This window comes from Pseudomonas sp. R4-35-07 (assembly GCF_003852235.1).
Lineage (GTDB): Bacteria > Pseudomonadota > Gammaproteobacteria > Pseudomonadales > Pseudomonadaceae > Aquipseudomonas.
The window spans coordinates 1204104-1223281 of sequence record NZ_CP027732.1; the positions used below are offsets into that span (position 1 = coordinate 1204104).

17 protein-coding genes are annotated in these 19178 nt (G+C 62.0%); 12 read left to right on the top strand and 5 right to left on the bottom strand.

Features of this window, described 5'->3' with window-relative positions:
- Positions 1-57 precede the first annotated feature (57 nt).
- Positions 58-1047 (bottom strand): GntR family transcriptional regulator, encoded by a 990-nt coding sequence (locus C4J89_RS05395; protein ID WP_124413936.1) that lies wholly within the window; start codon positions 1045-1047, stop codon positions 58-60.
- Between the two features lie 344 nt (positions 1048-1391).
- Between C4J89_RS05395 and C4J89_RS05400 the strand changes: the two genes are divergently transcribed.
- The 8 genes from C4J89_RS05400 to C4J89_RS05435 all read left to right on the top strand — a co-directional run bounded on the left by C4J89_RS05400 (position 1392) and on the right by C4J89_RS05435 (position 9332).
- On the top strand, positions 1392-2723 hold the full coding sequence (locus tag C4J89_RS05400) for an amidase (RefSeq protein WP_124413937.1): 1332 nt from the start codon (positions 1392-1394) through the stop codon (positions 2721-2723).
- A gap of 11 nt (positions 2724-2734) precedes the next feature.
- A complete protein-coding gene (locus C4J89_RS05405; protein WP_003234086.1) occupies positions 2735-3613 on the top strand; it encodes a polysaccharide deacetylase in 879 nt (292 codons plus the stop codon).
- A gap of 155 nt (positions 3614-3768) precedes the next feature.
- On the top strand, positions 3769-5109 hold the full coding sequence (locus tag C4J89_RS05410) for an MFS transporter (protein WP_124413938.1): 1341 nt from the start codon (positions 3769-3771) through the stop codon (positions 5107-5109).
- A gap of 10 nt (positions 5110-5119) precedes the next feature.
- A complete protein-coding gene (locus C4J89_RS05415; RefSeq protein ID WP_124413939.1) occupies positions 5120-5881 on the top strand; it encodes an SDR family NAD(P)-dependent oxidoreductase in 762 nt (253 codons plus the stop codon).
- A 127-nt stretch (positions 5882-6008) separates the two neighbouring features.
- A complete protein-coding gene (locus C4J89_RS05420; protein WP_124361459.1) occupies positions 6009-6758 on the top strand; it encodes an SDR family NAD(P)-dependent oxidoreductase in 750 nt (249 codons plus the stop codon).
- Between the two features lie 13 nt (positions 6759-6771).
- Complete coding sequence (locus tag C4J89_RS05425; RefSeq protein ID WP_124413940.1) at positions 6772-7074, top strand: hypothetical protein; 303 nt, start codon at positions 6772-6774, stop codon at positions 7072-7074.
- Between the two features lie 111 nt (positions 7075-7185).
- Entirely contained in the window at positions 7186-8160 is a 975-nt protein-coding gene (locus C4J89_RS05430) for a GTP-binding protein (protein WP_124413941.1), read from the top strand.
- Positions 8157-9332: a PotD/PotF family extracellular solute-binding protein gene (locus C4J89_RS05435; protein WP_124409134.1), complete on the top strand. Its 1176-nt coding sequence runs from the start codon at positions 8157-8159 to the stop codon at positions 9330-9332. Before C4J89_RS05430 ends, C4J89_RS05435 begins: the two co-directional genes overlap by 4 nt.
- Positions 9333-9413: 81 nt before the next feature.
- On the opposite strand, the gene C4J89_RS05440 is transcribed toward C4J89_RS05435, so the two are convergent.
- Positions 9414-11831, bottom strand: a complete 2418-nt coding sequence (locus C4J89_RS05440; protein WP_124413942.1) for a glucose/quinate/shikimate family membrane-bound PQQ-dependent dehydrogenase — start codon at positions 11829-11831, stop codon at positions 9414-9416.
- 478 nt (positions 11832-12309) lie between these two features.
- The gene (locus C4J89_RS05445) at positions 12310-14328 is read right to left on the bottom strand and encodes a TonB-dependent receptor (RefSeq protein ID WP_124413943.1); all 2019 of its coding nucleotides are present in this window, start codon (positions 14326-14328) and stop codon (positions 12310-12312) included.
- Positions 14329-14498: 170 nt separating this feature from the next.
- Between C4J89_RS05445 and C4J89_RS05450 the strand changes: the two genes are divergently transcribed.
- The 3 genes from C4J89_RS05450 (at position 14499) to C4J89_RS05460 (ending at position 16630) form a co-directional block, all read left to right on the top strand.
- Positions 14499-14732, top strand: a complete 234-nt coding sequence (locus C4J89_RS05450) for a VF530 family DNA-binding protein (protein WP_024073644.1) — start codon at positions 14499-14501, stop codon at positions 14730-14732.
- Positions 14733-14736: 4 nt separating this feature from the next.
- Positions 14737-15363: a Pr6Pr family membrane protein gene (locus C4J89_RS05455; RefSeq protein ID WP_124413944.1), complete on the top strand. Its 627-nt coding sequence runs from the start codon at positions 14737-14739 to the stop codon at positions 15361-15363.
- Positions 15364-15481: 118 nt separating this feature from the next.
- Positions 15482-16630 carry a DDE-type integrase/transposase/recombinase gene (locus C4J89_RS05460; RefSeq protein ID WP_124413945.1) on the top strand — a complete coding sequence of 383 codons (1149 nt, stop codon included), beginning with the start codon at positions 15482-15484 and terminating at the stop codon, positions 16628-16630.
- Positions 16631-16764: 134 nt separating this feature from the next.
- Here C4J89_RS05460 and C4J89_RS05465 read toward each other — a convergent pair whose 3' ends face one another.
- Positions 16765-17532 (bottom strand): siderophore-interacting protein, encoded by a 768-nt coding sequence (locus tag C4J89_RS05465; protein WP_124413946.1) that lies wholly within the window; start codon positions 17530-17532, stop codon positions 16765-16767.
- Positions 17529-18077, bottom strand: a complete 549-nt coding sequence (locus C4J89_RS05470) for a PadR family transcriptional regulator (protein WP_124403204.1) — start codon at positions 18075-18077, stop codon at positions 17529-17531. The genes C4J89_RS05465 and C4J89_RS05470 overlap by 4 nt, the downstream gene beginning before the upstream one ends.
- Positions 18078-18593: 516 nt before the next feature.
- On the opposite strand from C4J89_RS05470, the gene C4J89_RS05475 reads away from it, so the two are divergent.
- Entirely contained in the window at positions 18594-19085 is a 492-nt protein-coding gene (locus C4J89_RS05475; protein WP_124361469.1) for a CS1 type fimbrial major subunit, read from the top strand.
- The last annotated feature ends 93 nt before the right edge of the window (positions 19086-19178 follow it).

Consider the following 19178-nt stretch of genomic DNA (forward strand, 5'->3'; position numbering starts at 1 on the left):
TTTCAATGGTAGGGGTGAGATAGCAACATATTACATAAAGTAACTGCAGCGACGCGGTCAGCTGATTTTGTGGAGGTAGGCCGGCAATGGCTGCTCGGGCAGTACCGAGAGCACCTTCAAGCGCTGCAACATTCGCTGCCGCGCCCGTTGCAGGTGCTCGCGCAGGTTCAGCGCGGCCGCATCGAAAGCGCCATGGAGCAAAAGCTCCAGGATCAGGCGATGTTCGGCGAGCATGGCCGGATCGGCGCCGATTCCCAGCAATCGATGGAAAATCCGACTGATGATCATCGGGCTCTGGCCCTGGCGGATCAGCGCGGCGATCTTGCGGTTCTGCAGGCCGGCCAGGCAGCGCTGGTGCAAGTCCTCTTCGATCTGCTCGATGGCTTCCAGGCTGCATTGCGGGTTCTGCTGGGCCGCCGTGACCCGCTGCAACATGGCTTCGAGGAGTTCCCGGTCGAGGCCCGGCGCGCTCTGGCGAAGGGCCTCGGGTTCCAGGCAGGCGCGCAGTTCGTAGTCTTCGGTGACTTCCCGCGCGGTCAACGGCCCGGCCAACCATTGGGAGTAGGGCTCTTTCTCCACCAGGCCACGGTCGCGCAGGCGCATCAGCGCTTCGCGGACCACGGCGCGGCTGACGCCGTAGTGGTCGGCGGCGGCTTGTTCGTCCAGGCGGTAATGGCCAAAGGCGATGCAGGTGGACAGCGCCGCACCGATTTCCTCGACGATCCGCTCGCCCAGGGGCCGGGTGTCCACCAGCTCGTCGTCGCCGTTGAGGCCCAGGTGTGCGTGGCTCAGGGGCAGGCGCAGCGGCTCCACGGCCAGGCCTTCGGGATTGATCAGGTAGCCACGGCCGTTGAAGCGGCAGATCAGGCCCTCATCGTGCAGCAGGTCCAGCGCCTTGCGCACCGGCACGCGGCTGGTGCCGAACAGCTCGGCCAGCGGCGCCTCCAGCAGCACAAGCCCGTGGCGCGCGGTGCCGTTGACGATTGCATCACGCATCACCTTGTGAATCATCGCGTAACGGGATGCCGGGGCGGACACTGGTTTCATCTGCTTCTCTGGGTCATGAGTGCTAGGGCGTGACGATGGCCGGGGATTCTCTCATAGATGGGCCTGTCACTCCGCGCCACGTCGGTGGCACTTTTTTGGGGCCTTTGGCGCAGGACTGTTACTTTTTGCACCAAAATGTATTTATTCATCAAAGATACATTATTTCATTGAAGAGCAGGCCCAGCGCTGACTTCGAAATATTTTGCTTCTTACAAAAGCCTCTATCCCGTGGCTATGGACGAAAAGCCGAAATCATAAGCTCGAACACACAAAGAGACTGGCACGAAAGCTGCCTCTATAAAACGTACATTTTATAAATATATACGTTTTATGAGGTGATCTTCATGTCAGACTCCACGTCAATGGCCGAAGCGTTCGCCACCGGTCGCAGCGACCCGGTGCAAGTGCTCGAACAAGCGCTTGCCCGCGCGAGCACGGCGCCCAGCGTGTTCATCTCGCTGTGCACCGAGCGTGCCTTGCGTGAGGCGCAAGCGTCCGCCGCGCGCTGGCGTGCCGGTCAGCCGCTGAGTGTGTTCGACGGCGTGCCCCTGGCCTGGAAGGACTTGTTTGACGTGGCCGGCAGCATCACCACCGCAGGCGCCGCTTATCGCCGCGAGGCGCCAGCCGCTTTGCTTGATGCGCCAAGCGTGGGGCTGTTGTGCCGCGCCGGGATGGTCAGCGTGGGCAAGACCAACCTCAGTGAGCTGGCGTATTCGGGCCTGGGCCTGAACCCGCATTTCGGCACGCCTCACAACCCCAACAGCAGCGACCAGCCGCGGATTCCCGGCGGTTCTTCATCGGGTTCGGCCGTGGCGGTGGCGGCTGGGATTGTGCCGATTGCCATGGGCACCGACACCGCTGGCTCGATCCGCATTCCCGCCGCCCTGAATGGCGTGGTGGGCTACCGCAGTAGCTGCCGCCGCTACAGCCGCGACGGCGTGTTTCCATTGGCGCGCAGCCTTGACAGCCTCGGCCCGCTGGCCCGCAGCGTGCGTGATGCCCTGGTCATCGACGACCTGCTCCACGGCCGTGCGCACACCCATATCGCTCGCAGCCTGAAGGGCCAGCGTTTCGTGCTCGAGCAAGGCGCGCTGGAAGGCATTGAACCGGCAGTGCGCAATAACCTGCTGCGCGCGGTGGACCAACTCAAGGCTGCCGGTGCGTTGATCGACCTGCGCCCCTGCGCCGCCTTCCAGGCCGCCCTCGACCTGATCCGGCAACACGGCTGGCTCGGCGCTTTCGAAGCCTTCGCCCTGCACCAGGCCCTGCTCGACAGCCCTGACGCCGAGCAACTCGACCCTCGCGTACGCCGCCGCCTCGAAGCCGCGCGCGGCTTGCCAGCCAGCCAACTGATCCACCTGACTGACGCCCGCAGGCGTCTGCAGAACCAACTGAGCGACGACCTCGACGGCGCTCTGCTGATCACCCCGACCGTCGCCCACGTCGCCCCGGCGCTGGCGCCGCTGGAGGCCGACGACGAATTGTTCGTCAGCACCAACCTGGCGACTCTGCGCCTGACCATGCCCGGCAGCCTGCTCGACATGCCGGGCGTCAGCCTGCCCAGCGGCCGCGATGCCCTGGGCCTGCCCACCGCGCTGCTACTCAGCGCCCCTAGTGGCGAAGACGCGCGCCTGCTCAGGGCCGCGCTGTCGGTCGAAACCGCCCTCAACCCTTAAGGAGACACACCATGGCTAAAGACATTCTCTGTGCATTTGGCGTCGACGTTGACGCCGTCGCCGGCTGGCTCGGTTCCTACGGCGGTGAAGACTCGCCGGACGACATCTCCCGCGGCCTGTTCGCCGGTGAAATCGGCGCGCCGCGCCTGCTCAAATTGTTCGAGCGCTACGGCCTGCGCACCACCTGGTTTATCCCCGGCCACTCGATGGAAACCTTTCCCGAGCAGATGAAGGCCGTGGCCGACGCCGGCCACGAAATCGGTGTGCATGGCTACAGTCACGAAAACCCCATCGCGATGACCGCCGAGCAGGAAGAAATCGTCCTCGATAAATCCATCGAACTGATCACCCAGGTCACCGGCAAGCGCCCCACTGGCTACGTCGCGCCGTGGTGGGAATTCAGCAAAGTCACCAACGAGCTGCTGCTGAAAAAAGGCATCAAGTACGACCACAGCCTGATGCACAACGACTTTCACCCTTACTACGTGCGCAAGGGCGACAGCTGGACCAAGATCGACTACAGCCAGCACCCCGACACCTGGATGAAACCCCTGGTGCGCGGCGAGGAAACCGACCTGGTGGAAATCCCGGCCAACTGGTACCTCGACGACCTGCCGCCGATGATGTTCATCAAGAAAGCCCCCAACAGCCACGGCTTCGTCAACCCGCGTCACCTGGAAGAAATGTGGCGCGACCAGTTCGACTGGGTCTACCGCGAGCATGAACACGCGGTGTTCACCATGACCATCCACCCCGACGTGTCCGGCCGCCCGCAAGTGCTGCTGATGCTTGAGCGTTTGATCGAACACATCCAGAGCCATGCCGGCGTGCGCTTCGTCACCTTCGATGAAATCGCCGACGACTTTATCCGCCGTCAACCCCGCACCTGACCCGAACCCTGTAGGAGCGAGCTTGCTCGCGAAGAACCCATGAGCGCCGCGTGCATCCAGACTGCCCGCGTCGTCATTGACGATTTTCGCGAGCAAGGGCTAGCCGCCCGCCTCGCTCCTACAGAAAGCCCACTCCACCTCCCGAGGCGCGCTCCATGTCTATCTACAACAAGCTTGACCTGACTGGCTGGAAACCCCGGCAACTGACGTCCCAGGAAGTGCGCTTCGCCACCTGGATCGCGTTCTTTGCCTGGGTGTTCGCGGTGTATGACTTCATCCTGTTCGGCACCCTGCTGCCGGAGATCGGCCGGCACTTTGGCTGGGGTGAAGTGGAGCAGGCGCAAATCGCGACCTGGGTGGCGGTGGGCACGGCGGTGGTCGCGTTCGCCATTGGTCCCGTCGTCGATAAACTGGGGCGCCGCCAGGGGATTATTCTGACCGTGGCCGGCTCCGCACTGTGCTCGGCGCTCACCGCGATTGGCGGGGCGTGGGGCAAGTCGCCGCTGATCCTGATTCGCTCGCTGGGTGGCTTGGGGTATGCCGAGGAAACCGTCAATGCGACGTATCTGAGTGAGCTGTACGGCGCCTCGCAAGACCCGAGACTGACCAAGCGTCGCGGCTTCATCTACAGCCTGGTACAAGGCGGCTGGCCGGTCGGGGCCTTGATCGCGGCGGGGTTGACCGCGCTGCTGCTGCCGATTATCGGATGGCAGGGCTGCTTCGTCTTCGCCGCGATCCCGGCCATTGTGATCGCGATCATGGCGCGCAAGCTCAAGGAGAGCCCGCAGTTCCAGATTCACCAGCGCATCAGCCAACTGCGTAAACGCGGTGCGGTGAGCGAGGCGCAGAACGTCGCCGTGACCTACGGCGTGGATTATGACGAACACAGCAAGGCCGGCCTCAAGGCCGCATTCCGGGGCCCGGCGCGGCGCGCCACCCTGGTGATCGGCGCCGCGCTGTTGCTCAACTGGGCGGCGATCCAGGTGTTCAGCGTGCTGGGCACCTCGGTGATCGTCAGCGTGCACCACATCTCGTTCGAGAACTCGCTGATCATCCTCGTGCTGTCGAACCTGGTGGGCTATTGCGGGTACCTCAGCCATGGTTGGATGGGCGACAAGATCGGGCGGCGCAACGTGATCGGCCTGGGCTGGATGCTCGGCGGCCTGGCATTCGCCGGGATGCTGTTCGGCCCGAGCAACATGCCGATGGTAGTCGGGCTGTACAGCCTGGGCCTGTTCTTCCTGATCGGGCCGTACTCGGCGGCGCTGTTCTTCATCAGCGAAAGCTTCCCCACCAGCATCCGCGCCACCGGTGGCGCGATCATCCATGCCATGGGCCCGATCGGCGCCGTGTTGGCCGGGTTTGGCGCCACCCAGGTGTTGTCCGCCGGCAGCGACTGGCAGACCGCCGCGCTGTGGTTCGGCGCGCTGCCGTGCTTCTTGTCCGGCGCGTTGATGTTTGCCGCGCGCCATGTGCGTCCGGAAACCGTTCAGTAAGGAGTTCTTGATGAACCGTAAAGTTGCCTTGATTACCGGTGCCGCCAGCGGCATCGGCCAAGCCCTTGCCGTGGCCTACGGGCGCAGCGGCGTGTCGGTGGTGGGCGGGTATTACCCGGCCGATCCCCATGATCCGCAAAGCACGGTTGCCCTGGTGGAAGCAGCCGGTGGCGAGTGCCTGATGCTGGCGCTGGACGTGGGCGACAGCGCCTCGGTGGATGCCATGGCCGAGCAAGCGGTGCAGCATTTTGGGCGCCTCGATTACGCGGTGGCCAATGCCGGCTTGTTGCGTCGCGCGCCGCTGTTGGAAATGAGCGATGCGTTGTGGGATGAGATGCTCAATATCGACCTCACGGGGGTGATGCGCACCTTCCGCGCGGCGACCCGGCATATGCGCGAAGGCGGCGCGCTGGTGGCGATTTCCTCGATTGCCGGCGGCGTGTATGGCTGGCAGGAACACAGCCACTACGCGGCGGCCAAGGCCGGGGTGCCGGGGTTGTGTCGTTCGCTGGCGGTGGAATTGGCGGCCAAGGGCATTCGGTGCAATGCAGTGATCCCGGGGTTGATCGAGACGCCGCAGTCATTGGATGCGAAGAATTCACTGGGGCCTGAAGGGTTGGCCAAGGCTGCCAAGGCAATTCCCCTGGGCCGGGTAGGGCGGGCGGATGAAGTGGCGTCGCTGGTGCAGTTTTTGACCAGTGATGCATCGAGCTACGTGACCGGGCAAAGCATCATCATCGACGGCGGCCTGACCGTGCGCTGGCCTGACTGACCACGCTCGTTCCCACGCTCCGCGTGGGAATGCATCAGCGTGACGCTTCGCGTCACAACAGCGGACGCAGAGCGTCCAAGGCGGCATTCCCACGCAGAGCGTGGAAACGATCAATGAGGAAATAAAAATGAGCCTGTTGAATAACCGCCGCGCCGTCATCACCGGGGCCGGCAGCGGCATCGGTGCCGCCATTGCCCAGGCTTACGCGGTCGAGGGCGCTCGCCTGGTGTTGGCCGACCGCAACGCCGCGAGCCTGGCCGAAGTCGCGATCACCTGTCGCAACCTGGGCGCCGAGGTGTTCGAATGCTTGGCCGATGTCGGTACCGTCGAAGGCGCCCAGGCCAGTGTCGACCGTTGCGTCGAGCACTTCGGCGGGATCGACATCCTGGTCAACAATGCCGGCATGCTGACCCAGGCGCGTTGCGTCGATCTCTCCCTCGAGATGTGGAACGACATGTTGCGGGTTGACCTCACCAGCGTGTTCATCGCCAGCCAGCGCGCCTTGCCGCATATGCTCGCGCAGCGCTGGGGGCGGATCATCAACGTCGCCTCGCAACTGGGCATCAAGGGCGGTGCCGAGCTGAGTCACTACGCGGCGGCCAAGGCCGGGGTGATCGGCTTCACCAAGTCCCTGGCCCTGGAAGTGGCCAAGGACAATGTGCTGGTCAACGCCATCGCCCCAGGCCCCATCGAAACCCCGCTGGTGGGCGGCATCAGCGACAGCTGGAAACGCGCCAAGGCCGCCGAACTGCCCCTGGGCCGGTTCGGCCTGGCGGACGAAGTCGCGCCCACCGCCGTGCTGCTGGCCAGTACCCCGGGCGGTAACCTGTTCGTCGGCCAGACCCTCGGCCCGAACGCCGGCGATGTCATGCCATGAGCGGGGCTTAGCCATGTGCGGACTCTGCGGCCTGCTCGGCGAAGACCTGCATTGGAGCGACCCCTTGGGCAATGCACTGCCCAGGCGCCGCGAGCGCCTGCGCCGGATCGCGGCGATCAACCAGGTGTTGGCGGTGTTTCGGCTCAAGGTCGAGGATTTCCAGGGCGCGTCGTACCTGTTGCTCGGCGCGACCGGCAAACAGGCCCTGGCCAGCGGCCTGGATCAACTCTGGCAGGCGGCCGAAACCATGCTTGGCCGCCCGCTGGACCCCCTTGACCCGCGTCTACTTGACCACCTGGAAAACACCCCACTGTAGGAGCGAGCTTGCTCGCGAAAAACGTCAACGCTAACGCGTGTTGTCTGGATGTACGTGGCGCTCTCGGGTTTTTCGCGAGCAAGCTCGCTCCTACAGGGGGCGGAGGTAAATATGAGCATTGCCCTGAATGTGATCACCGGTTTCCTCGGCAGCGGCAAAACCACCTTGCTCAAGCGCCTGTTGCAGGGCGAAAGCCTGGGCGACACCGCATTGCTGATCAATGAGTTCGGCGATGTCGGCATCGACCACCTGTTGGTGGAGGAAGTCGCGCCAGACACCGTCCTGCTGCCGAGCGGCTGTGTGTGCTGCTCGATTCGCGGCGAGTTGAAAGACGCACTGCTCGGCCTGTTGCAACGCCGTGAACGCGGGGAAATCCCGGCCTTCAAACGGGTGATCCTGGAAACCACCGGCCTGGCCGACCCCGCGCCGATCCTTGCCACGCTGAACAATGACGTGCAACTGCGCGGGCGTTTTCATATCGGCCTGGTGATCACCCTGGTCGATGCCAGCCATGCCGCCTTGCAGGAACGCCTGCACCCGGAGTGGCTGGCCCAGGTGGCGGCGGCCGACCGGCTGTTGCTGAGCAAGACCGACCTGGTCGACGATTGCGCCGCGCTGCGCGAGCATCTGCACGCCCTCAACGGCGGTACGTTGATCCTCGATACCCAGGCGATTCACAGCGGCGATCAACTGCTGCTCGGCGAGGGCGTGCGCGGCACCGAGCCCGCCGTCGAGGTCAGTCGCTGGCAACTGCATCAACCCGCCACGGCCAACCACGGCGCGGCGCAGGTGTGCTGCCTGAGCTTCGAACAACCGCTGGACTGGGTCGGGTTCGGGGTGTGGTTGTCGATGCTGCTAAGATGCCACGGCGAACGAATCCTTCGCGTCAAAGGACTGCTCAACGTGAACGCAAGCTCGGCCCCCATCGTCATCCATGGTGTGCAGCACTGCCTGCATGCCCCGGTGCATTTGCCTGCCTGGCCAGGCACTGAGCGCCAGTCGCGCCTGGTGTTCATCCTGCGCGGCCTCGACCCCGCGCTGTTGCGCCGTTCCTTCGACGTGTTCGCGCGGCGGTTCGCGGCATGATCACACTGCGCGTGCTCGGCACCTCCGTGACCTTGCTCGAATGCCTGCGCGTGCGGGCCGAGCAGGAGCTGGGCATTCGCCTGGTGTACCAGGTGCATGATGTGGAGCAAGCCCAGCGTATCGCGGTGATGCAGCCGGACAGCTACGACCTGTACGACCAGTGGTTCCACAACGTCGACTTCGTGTGGCCGGCGCGGGCGATCCAGCCGATCGACACGCGGCGCATCGCGCTGTGGCATGAGATCAACGACCTGCCCAAGCGCGGTCGACTCTCGCCCAACGACCGCCTGGGCAGTGGCAGCGTGCCGAGTGAGCGGCTGTTCGTGCAGCACGACGGCAGCCTCGGCAGCAGCGCAACCGAGCGCATCAGCATGCTGCCGCTGACCCACAACGCCGACAGTTTTGCCTATCGCCCCGAGCGTTTGCCCGAAGGTTTCTGCCACGGCAACGAAAGCTGGGGCTGGCTGCTCGACCCGGCGTGGCGCGCGCGCACCGCCCTGCAGAGCGATGCCGCCATCGGTGCCCTGGATGCCGCGCTCGCTGTGCAGGGCGCGGGGCTGGCGCAGTTCCGGGACATTGGCAATATGAGCATCGAGGAGATCGACGTGCTGGCCGAGATCCTGGTGCGCAAGCAGAAGGAGGGGCACTTTGCGGCGTTCTGGTCGGACGATGAAGAAGCCGCGCAATTGATGCTCAGCCCGAGCATCGACATCCAGAGCCTGTGGTCGCCGACCTTGATGCGCCTGCACCGTGCCGGGGTGAAATACCGGCTCGCCGTGCCGCGCGAAGGCTATCGCGCCTGGTTCGGCGGCTTGTCGTTGTCGCGCCATGCCCAGGGGCCGGTGCTGGATGCGGCCTATGCCTACCTGAATTGGTGGTTGTCCGGCTGGCCAGGGGCGGTGATGGCGCGCCAGGGTTACTACATCGGTAACCCGGCGCGTACCCGCGATCATCTGAGCAGCGCCGAGTGGGATTACTGGTACGCCGGCAAGCCTGCGCGTGAAGAGCTGTCGGGCAGCGATGGCTTGCCATTGATCGACATCGGCGAGGTGCGCGACGGCGGCTCCTATGAGCAGCGCATGGGGCACATTGCGGTGTGGAACTCGGTGATGGACGAGCACAACTACCTGGTGCGCCGTTGGGGCGATTTCATGCGCGCACGTTGCCTGTAAGCCCCGCGAGCGCTTATCAGGCGTGCACAAAAAAGGCGGCTACCCATCGGGTAGCCGCCTTTGTTTTACCGCCGGGTTTACTTAATCCGGCAGTTTGAACGCCATTACGTAGTCACCCTGCTTGGTGCCCAGGGAACCGTGACCGCCGGCCATGACCAGCACGTATTGCTTGCCGTCCTTGCCGGTGTAGGTCATCGGGGTGGTTTGCGCGCCTGCAGACAAGCGGCCTTCCCACAGTTGCTTACCGTTTTTCACGTCGTAGGCACGCAGGTACTGGTCGAGGGTGCCGCTCAGGAACGCTACGCCACCTGCAGTGGTGAAGGTACCGCCCAGGCTTGGCACGCCCATGGTCAGCGGGATCGGAACCGGCGAGCTGTCACGCACGGTGCCGTTCTTGTGCATCCAGATGGTTTGGTGGGTGGTCAGGTCGACCGCCGCCACGTAACCCCAGGCTGGTGCCTGGCATGGCAGGCCCAGCGGCGAAAGCAGCGCTTCGAGGATCACACCATACGGCGCGCCTTTGTTCGGCTGTACGCCTTCGGTTTCGCTGACACGTGGGCCTTGCTTGGCGATGTCGGCGGCCGGAATCAGCTTCGATTTGAACGCCATGTAGCTCGGGTTCACGAAAGCGATCTGGCGGACCGGGTCAACCGAGATGCCGCCCCAGTCGAACACGCCGAAGTTGCCTGGGTACACGATCGAGCCTTGCAGCGACGGCGGCGTGAACGGGCCATCGTAGCGCATCGACTTGAAGTCGATCCGGCACAGCATCTGGTCGAACGGTGTCACGCCCCACATATCGCGTTCTTTCAACGGCGGTGGCATGAAGTTCAGGTCAGACTTCGGCTGGGTAGGGGAGGTGCGATCGCCGGCAACGGCGCCCTGTGGTACCGGGATTTCATTGATCGGCACTACCGGTTGGCCGGTGGCACGGTCCAGCACGTAGATGCTGCCTTGCTTGGTCGATGCCATCACCGCTTGCTTGACGCCGTCAGCGGTCTTGATGTCGATCAGCGAAGGCTGGCCGCCCACGTCCATGTCCCAAAGGTCGTGGTGGGTGAACTGGAAGGTCCACTTCACGTGGCCGCTGTCGATGTCCAGGGCGGTCAGGCCGGCAGCGTATTTTTCGGAGTCATCGGTACGGTCGCCGCCGTACTGGTCGGGCATCTGGTTGCCCATCGGCAGGTAGAGCATGCCGAGTTTTTCATCCACGGCGAACATGGACCACATGTTCGGCGAGTTGCGGGTGTAGGTCTTGCCCTCGGCCAACGGGGTGGTGTCGTCCGGGTTGCCGCTGTCCCAGTTCCACACCAGCTTGCCGGTGTGCACGTCGAACGCACGGATCACGCCGCTTGGCTCGTCGGTGGAGACGTTGTCGGTCACGTGACCGCCGATCACCACCAGGTTTTTGGTCACGGCCGGTGGCGAAGTGGAGTAGTAACCGCCCGGGGCGAAGGTGCCGATATTGGCACGCAGGTCGACCTGGCCTTTGTCACCGAAGTCTTCGCACATCTTGCCGGTGTCGGCGTTCAGGGCGATCAGGCGGGTGTCTGCAGTCGGCACGAAGATGCGTTTCGGGCAGGCGGTCGGCGCGGCGGCCGGGCTGGCGCTACCGGTCGGGCTCTGCTCGGAGGCATAGGCGGCGTCATCGTGATACGACACGCCACGGCAGGTCATGTGCGCCCAACCCTTGAAGTTCTCGGCACCCTGGGTGGTGATCTTCGGATCGAAACGCCAGATTTCCTTGCCGGTGTCCGGGTCCAGGGCAATCACTTGGCTGTGCGGGGTACACACGTACAGCATGCCGTTGACTTTCAGCGGGGTGTTTTCCGCAGTGGTCTCACCGGGATCGCCTGCGCCCGGAATGTCACCGGTACGGAAGGTCCAGGCCGGCACCAGCTTGTGCGCGTTTTCCGGAGTGATCTGGGCCAGTGGTGAGTAACGGTCACCAAAGGCCGAACGGCCGTAGGAGTTCCAGTCGCCATCGGCTTGGGCAGGTGCAGCGCTGGCCATGCCAGGCACAGCATCGCGGTCCAGTTGGCCGGTCTTGACCATTTCGCCGGGGTTGGTGAATTGGCTGGCCAGGGCGGCAGCACCCGCCAGCACCACGGCCACGCTCAGGGCGCCGGTGCCCAGCGGCGCGGCTTGACCACGCAGCAACGGACGGCGAAACCATGGCAACAACATGACGATGCCCAAGGCGAACAGCAGGGCCAGGCGCGGCACCAACTGCCACCAGTCCAAGCCGACTTCCCATAGCGCCCACACCGTGCTGGCGAACAGCACCAATGCGTACAGGCCCAGCGCAGCGCGGCGGGTGGCCAGCAGCAAAACGCCGGTCAAGGTGATGCCGATACCGGCCAGCAGGTAATACAGCGAGCCGCCGAGCATGCTCAGCTTGACCCCACCGGCCAGCAAGGCCAGCCCCATGATCAGCAGCAAGACGCCTAGCAACCTGGGCAGCAGGCGGCTTGGGCTTGAGGCACCATCAGTGCTCATAGTGTGTTTCTCCGTTACGTTGGAATTATGTAAGCCCGTGCTTCACTCACTGTAGATGACGATTCGGCGCGGGCTTGGTTCAGCGTTATTTTTGGTTTTTTCTGTGGATAACTCGGTTATCCACAGGCGGGCAATAAACCCCCAGGCGCAGCTCGATTTAAGACAGCGCTGTCTTTGCGTGAAGGAAAGGTTCGGCAAAGGGGGTAGAACCTGGAGGTGAAGCGTTTCAGATTGTTGCGAAGGATAATGCGGCGGGGCGTTTAGAGAAAGGGTGAATCGCAAGATGCATCATTTCAGATTTGGTAACAGTGACAGATCGTCGCTGCAAAAAACTGTGGGAGGGGGCTGATCGTTCCTACGCTCTGCGTGGGAATGCCTCCGGCGACGCTCCGCGTCGCGCCAACGCCTGGGCACACGTGACGCAGAGCGCCACGGGCTGCGTTACCACGCGGAGCGTGGGAACGATCGTTCGGGTGGGTTAGAAGGTGGTGCGGATGCCGGCTTGCACACTGCGCCCCGGCGCCGGCGCAATATCGCGCAGGATCGAGCTGGCGTAGCGCACGGTTTGGTTGGTCAGGTTTTCACCATTGACGAACGCCAGCCATTGGCTGCTGCCGACATTGAAGTGATAACCCGCGCTCGCGCCGAGTGTGGTGTAGCCATCGGTGCCGCTTTCGTTGCTCGGCACGCGCCCTTGGCCGGCGGCGTGTTCCACGTCGATACGCGCCTGCCAGCGATCCAGCTCCCACAGCAAACCGCTGTTCAAGCGCAGCGGCGCAATGCGCGGCAGGGCTTCGCCGGTGTCCAGATTGGTCGCCCGCGTGTAGTCGCCCGACAGCTCCAGGGCGAACTTGCCGTAGGCGCTTTCGCCGAGTTTCCAGTGATCCTGGGCTTCGAAGCCGGCGAAACGCGCGCGTACCCCGGAATAGCCGTACTCGGGAATCCCGCCTGCGTCTTCTTCACCTTCGTCGTTCAACGTACGCCCCGTGCCGAGCAAACCGATGTAGTTGGAGAAGTGGCTATAGAACACGCCGAAGCTGCCTTTGTGGGTGCCGTTGTCAAAGCGCAGGGCCAGGTCACTGGACACGGCCTTTTCCTTCGACAGGTTGGCGTCGCCTAATTCATAGGTGCCGGTGGCGACATGAGCACCATTGGCGTACAGCTCGTAGAACGTCGGCGCGCGCTCGGTGTAGCCCAGGGTGGCGGCCAGCGACCAGATTGGCGTGAGCGTGTAGACCGCGCCGGATGACAGGCTGCCAGCGGTGAAATTATTGGCCTTGTCGGCAGTGGCGAAGCGCGCGTTGCTCTTGGCATCCGGGTCGATGCTGGTGTGTTCCAGACGCCCGCCGAGGCTGAGGGTGAGCCGGTCGGTGGCGTGCATTTGCTCAAGAATGAACAGCGCGCCGGCGTTGGTATCGGTCTGGGGCACGAAGGCTTCTTCGCCCAGGGCCGAAAACTCGTTGCGGGTCACTTGCGCGCCGACCACGCCGTCGAATGGCCCGATGGGCTGGTGGCGGGCTTCCACGCGGGCTTCATAGCCTTTGTTCTTGAAGGTGGTGCCGGTCTCGCCCCCTTCGATTTCGCGGTGCTGGTAGTCGGTGTAGCCTGCGTCGATTTTCACCGAGGTAAACGGGCCTTGCAGGTTGCGGATTTCGGAGGCGAACGCGTAATGCTCCTGTTGCATGCGGATGCGCACGTCCTGCTCGGCGGGCGAGCCGTAGTTGCTGTCGTAGTTGCTGTAGGACAGGCCCGCGTAGCCATCGTCCCAGGTGTAGGAACCGCCCACCGCGCCGCCATCCTGGCGCCCGTCGCTGTTGCCCAGGCGACCGTTTTTGCCGGGGCCAGCGTCGGTTTCGGGCGCGTGGCGGCTGCGCGCGTCACCGGGAATTTTCAGGTCGTTGAATTCCCGCGCGTTGGCGTCCAGATGCAAGGCAAAGCTGCCGTCGCCGGCTTCCAGCTTGCCCGCGCTGCTGCGGGTGGTGTCGGCGCCGCCGTAGCGCAGTTCACCGGCACCGTGGATGCCCTCGATGGCTGCGGTGGGGATGCGGTTGTCGAAGGTATTGACCACGCCGCCGATGGCGCTGCCGCCGTACAACAAGGCCGCCGGGCCGCGCACGATTTCAATGCGCTCGACGTTGATCGGGTCCAGCGGCACGGCGTGGTCATAGGACAGTGACGACGCATCCAGCGCGCCCACGCCGTTGCGCAGGATGCGAATACGGTCGCCGTCCTGGCCACGAATGATCGGCCGGCTGGCACCGGGGCCAAAGTACGAAGACGACACCCCCGGCTGCTTGTTCAGGGTTTCGCCCAGGCTGCCTTTTTGTTGCAGGGTCAGGTCGTCGCCTTCCAGCACGGTGGTGGGCGAGGCGAGTTGCGCGCTGCCCAGGGGATTGCCAGTGATGATCTGCGATGGCAGTTCCAGGGCGTGGGCTTCGGAGCAGATCAGCAGGGCGGCGGCGAGGGGCGACAGGCGCCAGAGACAGGAGAGCGACATCGGACATTCCTTGGCAGGATCTTTGATAAGTATCGTTACAATATAACATCTCTTTTTTCGCTGAAAAGGGGAACTTTTACCGACGGGCTATATTCAATCCAGTGCTTCCACCGGTACGCCCCGTCCGCTAAGGTGCGCGGCTGTGTTTCCTCTCTCGCAAAAGGCCCGGCATGACCGCGACAAGCAACGACCCACTCCACGGCGTGACCCTGCAACACGTCCTCACCACCCTGGTGGAACACTACGAATGGGCAGGCCTGGCCGAACGCATTGATATCCGCTGCTTCAAGAGCGACCCCAGCATCAAGTCGAGCCTGACCTTTCTGCGCAAAACCCCATGGGCGCGGGAAAAAGTCGAAGGCTTGTACGTCAAACTGATGCGCACCAAACGCCCGCTGGACTGAGCCCGTGAAGCGTTTTGTGGCGGCGGCCGCGTTGGCCGGTTGGGTGGGGCTGGCGATTCAGCAATACCTGATTCTGTATTCGCGCTGGTCCAGCGGCGCCAGCCTGCTGGGCGGATTGATCAGTTTCTTCAGTTTCTTCACGGTGCTGACCAATACCCTGGTCGTGGTAGGGCTGAGCTATTGGCTGGTCGAGCGCGAGTCGGCCGGCAAGCGGTTTTTCCTCGCGCCGGGTATCAGCAGCGGTATCGCCACGAGCATCGTTTTGGTAAGCCTGGCCTACAACCTGCTGCTGCGGCACTTATGGAGCCCCGAGGGCTTTCAATTCATTGCCGATGAATTACTGCACGACGTGATGCCGGTGCTGTTTCTGATCTATTGGTGGCGGTGCGTGCCCAAGGGCACCTTGCGCCTCAAGCACATCGCCGGCTGGGTGGTTTACCCCTTGGTGTACTTCGCGTATGTACTGCTGCGCGGGCATTCGCTTGGGCAGTATCAGTACCCGTTCATGGATGTGGACAGCCTGGGTTACCCGCAGGTGTTCGTGAATGCCGGGGGGATTTTGCTGGGGTTCTTACTGATTGCGCTGGCAATGGTGGTGCTGGATAACCGCCTCAAATCACCCTCGACTTAAAGTGGGCACAGTCAATGTGGGAGGGGGTTTGCCCCGGTACAAACCGGGGACATCGTTTACATTTCTAACCGGGGACATGGTTTACAGGTTAATACGCATGATCAGGAGGTAACTGATCATGCCCTGGAACCAAGAGTCTCCGATGAATCAACGAATCAGACTGGTCGCTGACTGGCTTTCTGGTAATTACACCAAAAGCCAGCTGGCGCGCCGCTTTAACGTAAGTCGGCCTACCGTCGACAAATGGATCGGCCGGCACAATGGCGATTTAAAGTCGTTAGCCGAACTGTCCCGACGCCCTCACAACAGCCCCAATAAAACCGACGATGAAATCCTGGCCCGTGTGGTGGCGATGAAGGAGGCGCACGATAAATGGGGTCCGAAGAAGCTTCTCGAGCTATTGCGACTTGAAGATCCCTCCATCGCCTGGCCTTCCCCAAGTACAGCAGGCCAATGGCTTGATCGACTTGGGCTCGTCCAAAAGCGGCGCTTCAAGCGCAGACACGGTACTTCCCCTGTAGTAATGCGCGAGGCCAACGAACCTAACCAGACGTGGTGCGCCGACTACAAAGGGCAATTCAAAATGCATAACGCGCAGATGTGCTTCCCTTTGACCATCACAGACCACGCTTCCCGGATGATTTTGGCGTGCAGGGCTCATTCAAAGATCAAGACTGAACCTGTTAAACAAGCCTTTGAGAGACTGTTTCAGGAGTACGGCATGCCCGAAGTTATTCGGTCGGACAACGGTGTTCCGTTTGCCTCTCCTGGCTTGGCAAGAATATCCACGCTGGCAGTTTGGTGGATACGTCTGGGCATCTATCCGGAGCGCACCATGCCAGGAAGACCGGCCCAAAATGGTCGCCATGAGCGGATGCACCGTAGCTTGAAACTGGAGCTGCCCTTAGGAGAAAACTTAATCGAGCAGCAGCTTTTGCTGGAGCATTTCAGGCATGAGTTCAATTACGTGCGCCCTCATGAAGCGCTCGGTATGAAGCGTCCAGGGGGCGTGTATGTGCCGTCTACGCGGATTTACCCAGGATGCTTGCCGGATGTGGAGTATCCGTCCGAAATGAAGGTTCGAAGCGTCAGACAGGACGGGTCGATCAAGTGGAACGGCAAGTTGGTATTTATCAGCGAGGCGCTGTCAGGGGAGCAGATAGGGCTTAAAGAGGCTGAGGATGATGTTTGGGATTTGTACTTGTGTGATTATCCCCTGGGAAGGCTTGGGCGAGGTATGACCCGCGTCCAAGCCTCAAATGTGTAAACGATGTCCCCGGTTTCAGATGTAAACGATGTCTACGGTTCTACACCCCGATGGCGGTATGTCAGAACAAATTTATTTACTGATCCACCGCTATCGGGAGCAAGCCCCCTCCCACAGTTTTGACCGCGTCGGTCTTAATCTTCTTCACTGCCTTCTGCCCGCCAGTAGCCCACGGCCTTGAGGTAATCCTCATTGACCTTGTGCGTATCCAGCAACACCCGCCGCACCTGGCGCGACAGCTTGGTTTCGGTCGCGACAAAGCTATACAACTTTCCGCCGGGCAGCGTGAGGTTGCGCACGACCTCGAGCAGGTCTGCCTCGCCGCGCACCACCCAGATAATCTCGACATCCGCCGCGCTCTCCAGCACTTGCTGCTCTGCCGCATCGGCAATTTCGATCACCGCCAGCACCTTGCGTCCGGCGGGCAGTTCTTCCAGGCGCCGGCCGATGGCGGGCAGGGCGGTTTCATCGCCGATCAGCAGGTAGCTGTCGAAGATATCCGGCACGATCATCGAACCCCGTGGCCCACCGATATACAGGTGCTGGCCGACTTGCGCCTGCTCGGCCCAGGTGGACGCAGGGCCATCGCCGTGCAGCACGAAGTCGATAACCAGTTCGCCACTGTTCAGGTCGTAACGCCGTGGCGTGTAATCGCGCATCGCCGGTTGCGGGCCGTCGCCCTTGATGGTGAACGTCGGGCTTTCCAGGGCCGCTTGTTCGGCGGGGTTTTGCGGGAACAGCAGCTTGATGTGATCGTCACTGCCCAGGCTGATAAAACCCGCCAGTTCCGGGCCGCCCAATGTAATGCGGCGCATGCGCGGGGTGATGTCTACCACCCGCAGTACCTGCAGGCGGCGACGTTTGATGTCGTGGGTCACGCGATGGATGGTTTGTGTGTTCATTGGTCTTTCCCGTCGGCAATGGCTTGCGCGGTGCGGTTGAGCAGCGCCGCGACCCGCGCGATTTCTTCCGGGCTCCAGCGCCCGTGGTGCGAGTGCAAGGCATGGCGCAGGTTGTGCACCGCCTCGTGGATTTCCGGTGGCCGGTCCTGGCCGCGCAGCGAGCGTTTGCTTACGTCCATGCGCATGCGAATGCCTTCGAGGGCAACCGCCTGTTCGCTCAATAAGAGACGACCGGCATCGGTGATTGTGTAGCGTTTTTTTCCGCCCTCGGCGTCGCCCGTAATCAATTCGCTTTCTTCGAGAAAGGTCAGCGTGGGGTAGATCACCCCGGGGCTGGGGCTGTAGGCGCCGTCGAACAGGGTTTCGATCCGGCGGATCAGGTCGTAGCCGTGGCAGGGCATTTCGGCGATCAGCGCCGGTAGCAGCAATTTCAGATCACCCGGCGCAAAGACGCGCGGGCCACGCTCGGCCCGTTCGCGGCTGGAGCGTTTGTCAAAGATGTCGCGGCCGCTACCGGTTGCGCGGTGGGAATGGGGGTCTTTCATCGTCGTGCTCTCTGAAAAATCAAGATACAACTTAAGATATATCTTATCTTGCGTAAAGGCCTTCTCCGATGAGCGGTTCGGCGGCTGCCAAAGGCGATGGCGGACTGGTTATGACGAAATACCGAGTTATTAAAAAACTAAGCTAGGATTAAAAGATTGAGTTAATACTCTAATTGAATGTTTGATTAAGCCGCGTTGTGTCGGTATGTCATACGTTTCTTACAGTCCGAGTTTTTAACGCGTGTAGGCCGTAAGTTTATAGTCTCTTTGTAGGATGTGTATTACAGGTGCTGATGGCATTATTTGTATTTTTTGTTTTTGTCTCACTAGTTGTATGGCCTATGGCTACATGCTTTAGAGAAGGCTCTGGCTTACTTTGTTTTTGATTCAGTGGAAGATATGCCTGCGTCCTAAGACACAGCCAGATATTGAAAAGATGTGCTCTTTAAGCGCGTGAGAAAGTTGCAAGCTGATCGGGCTTTCAACTCAATTAATGCGATATACAGGTACCTAATAATGCTCAAGAAAACTGCTTTCGTACTGCCACTGGTTATGTTGGCCTTCGGTTCTTCCAGCGTCTTTGCCGCCGGTGAAGCCACCAGCGTCATCAACATCAAGGCAACCATTCCTACCAAACAGTTCCATGCACAACCGCTCAACCCGGACTTCGGTCGCGATGAGACCATGACCTACAACACCGTGACCGGTAACCTGAGCAGCCTGCGCGAAACCTACGCGGTAAAAAATACCGACGGTTCGATCAAGGCTTACATCGAAGGCGGTCCAGCTTCCCTGAGCAACGGCACTGCCTCCATTGCCCTGACCACCTCCTTCAACGGCGTCACCCTGACCGGCTCGCCGCTGGAAGTTGTCGATGATGCCAGCTCCACTCCAGGCACCCAGGCGGATCTGGTTATTGTTCCAGCCAAACCAGCTGACACGGATGCAGGTCTCTTCACTACCAACTTCACCGTGGTGTTCGACCACGAGCCTCGCGTCACCCTGTGAGGGTGAGAAGTTGACCCGTAAACATCGCTTTATTGGGTAGCGGTTACCGATCAACAGGCGGTTCTTCGTCGGTTGATCGGTTCTCAATAGTTT

What these genes read in the sequence shown, in the direction of transcription:
- C4J89_RS05395 (WP_124413936.1), bottom strand. Translation starts at nt 1,047, where the DNA reads ATGAAACCAGTGTCCGCCCCGGCATCCCGTTACGCGATGATTCACAAG.
- C4J89_RS05400 (WP_124413937.1), top strand. Translation starts at nt 1,392, where the DNA reads ATGTCAGACTCCACGTCAATGGCCGAAGCGTTCGCCACCGGTCGCAGC.
- C4J89_RS05405 (WP_003234086.1), top strand. Translation starts at nt 2,735, where the DNA reads ATGGCTAAAGACATTCTCTGTGCATTTGGCGTCGACGTTGACGCCGTC.
- C4J89_RS05410 (WP_124413938.1), top strand. Translation starts at nt 3,769, where the DNA reads ATGTCTATCTACAACAAGCTTGACCTGACTGGCTGGAAACCCCGGCAA.
- C4J89_RS05415 (WP_124413939.1), top strand. Translation starts at nt 5,120, where the DNA reads ATGAACCGTAAAGTTGCCTTGATTACCGGTGCCGCCAGCGGCATCGGC.
- C4J89_RS05420 (WP_124361459.1), top strand. Translation starts at nt 6,009, where the DNA reads ATGAGCCTGTTGAATAACCGCCGCGCCGTCATCACCGGGGCCGGCAGC.
- C4J89_RS05425 (WP_124413940.1), top strand. Translation starts at nt 6,772, where the DNA reads ATGTGCGGACTCTGCGGCCTGCTCGGCGAAGACCTGCATTGGAGCGAC.
- C4J89_RS05430 (WP_124413941.1), top strand. Translation starts at nt 7,186, where the DNA reads ATGAGCATTGCCCTGAATGTGATCACCGGTTTCCTCGGCAGCGGCAAA.
- C4J89_RS05435 (WP_124409134.1), top strand. Translation starts at nt 8,157, where the DNA reads ATGATCACACTGCGCGTGCTCGGCACCTCCGTGACCTTGCTCGAATGC.
- C4J89_RS05440 (WP_124413942.1), bottom strand. Translation starts at nt 11,831, where the DNA reads ATGAGCACTGATGGTGCCTCAAGCCCAAGCCGCCTGCTGCCCAGGTTG.
- C4J89_RS05445 (WP_124413943.1), bottom strand. Translation starts at nt 14,328, where the DNA reads ATGTCGCTCTCCTGTCTCTGGCGCCTGTCGCCCCTCGCCGCCGCCCTG.
- C4J89_RS05450 (WP_024073644.1), top strand. Translation starts at nt 14,499, where the DNA reads ATGACCGCGACAAGCAACGACCCACTCCACGGCGTGACCCTGCAACAC.
- C4J89_RS05460 (WP_124413945.1), top strand. Translation starts at nt 15,482, where the DNA reads ATGCCCTGGAACCAAGAGTCTCCGATGAATCAACGAATCAGACTGGTC.
- C4J89_RS05465 (WP_124413946.1), bottom strand. Translation starts at nt 17,532, where the DNA reads ATGAACACACAAACCATCCATCGCGTGACCCACGACATCAAACGTCGC.
- C4J89_RS05470 (WP_124403204.1), bottom strand. Translation starts at nt 18,077, where the DNA reads ATGAAAGACCCCCATTCCCACCGCGCAACCGGTAGCGGCCGCGACATC.
- C4J89_RS05475 (WP_124361469.1), top strand. Translation starts at nt 18,594, where the DNA reads ATGCTCAAGAAAACTGCTTTCGTACTGCCACTGGTTATGTTGGCCTTC.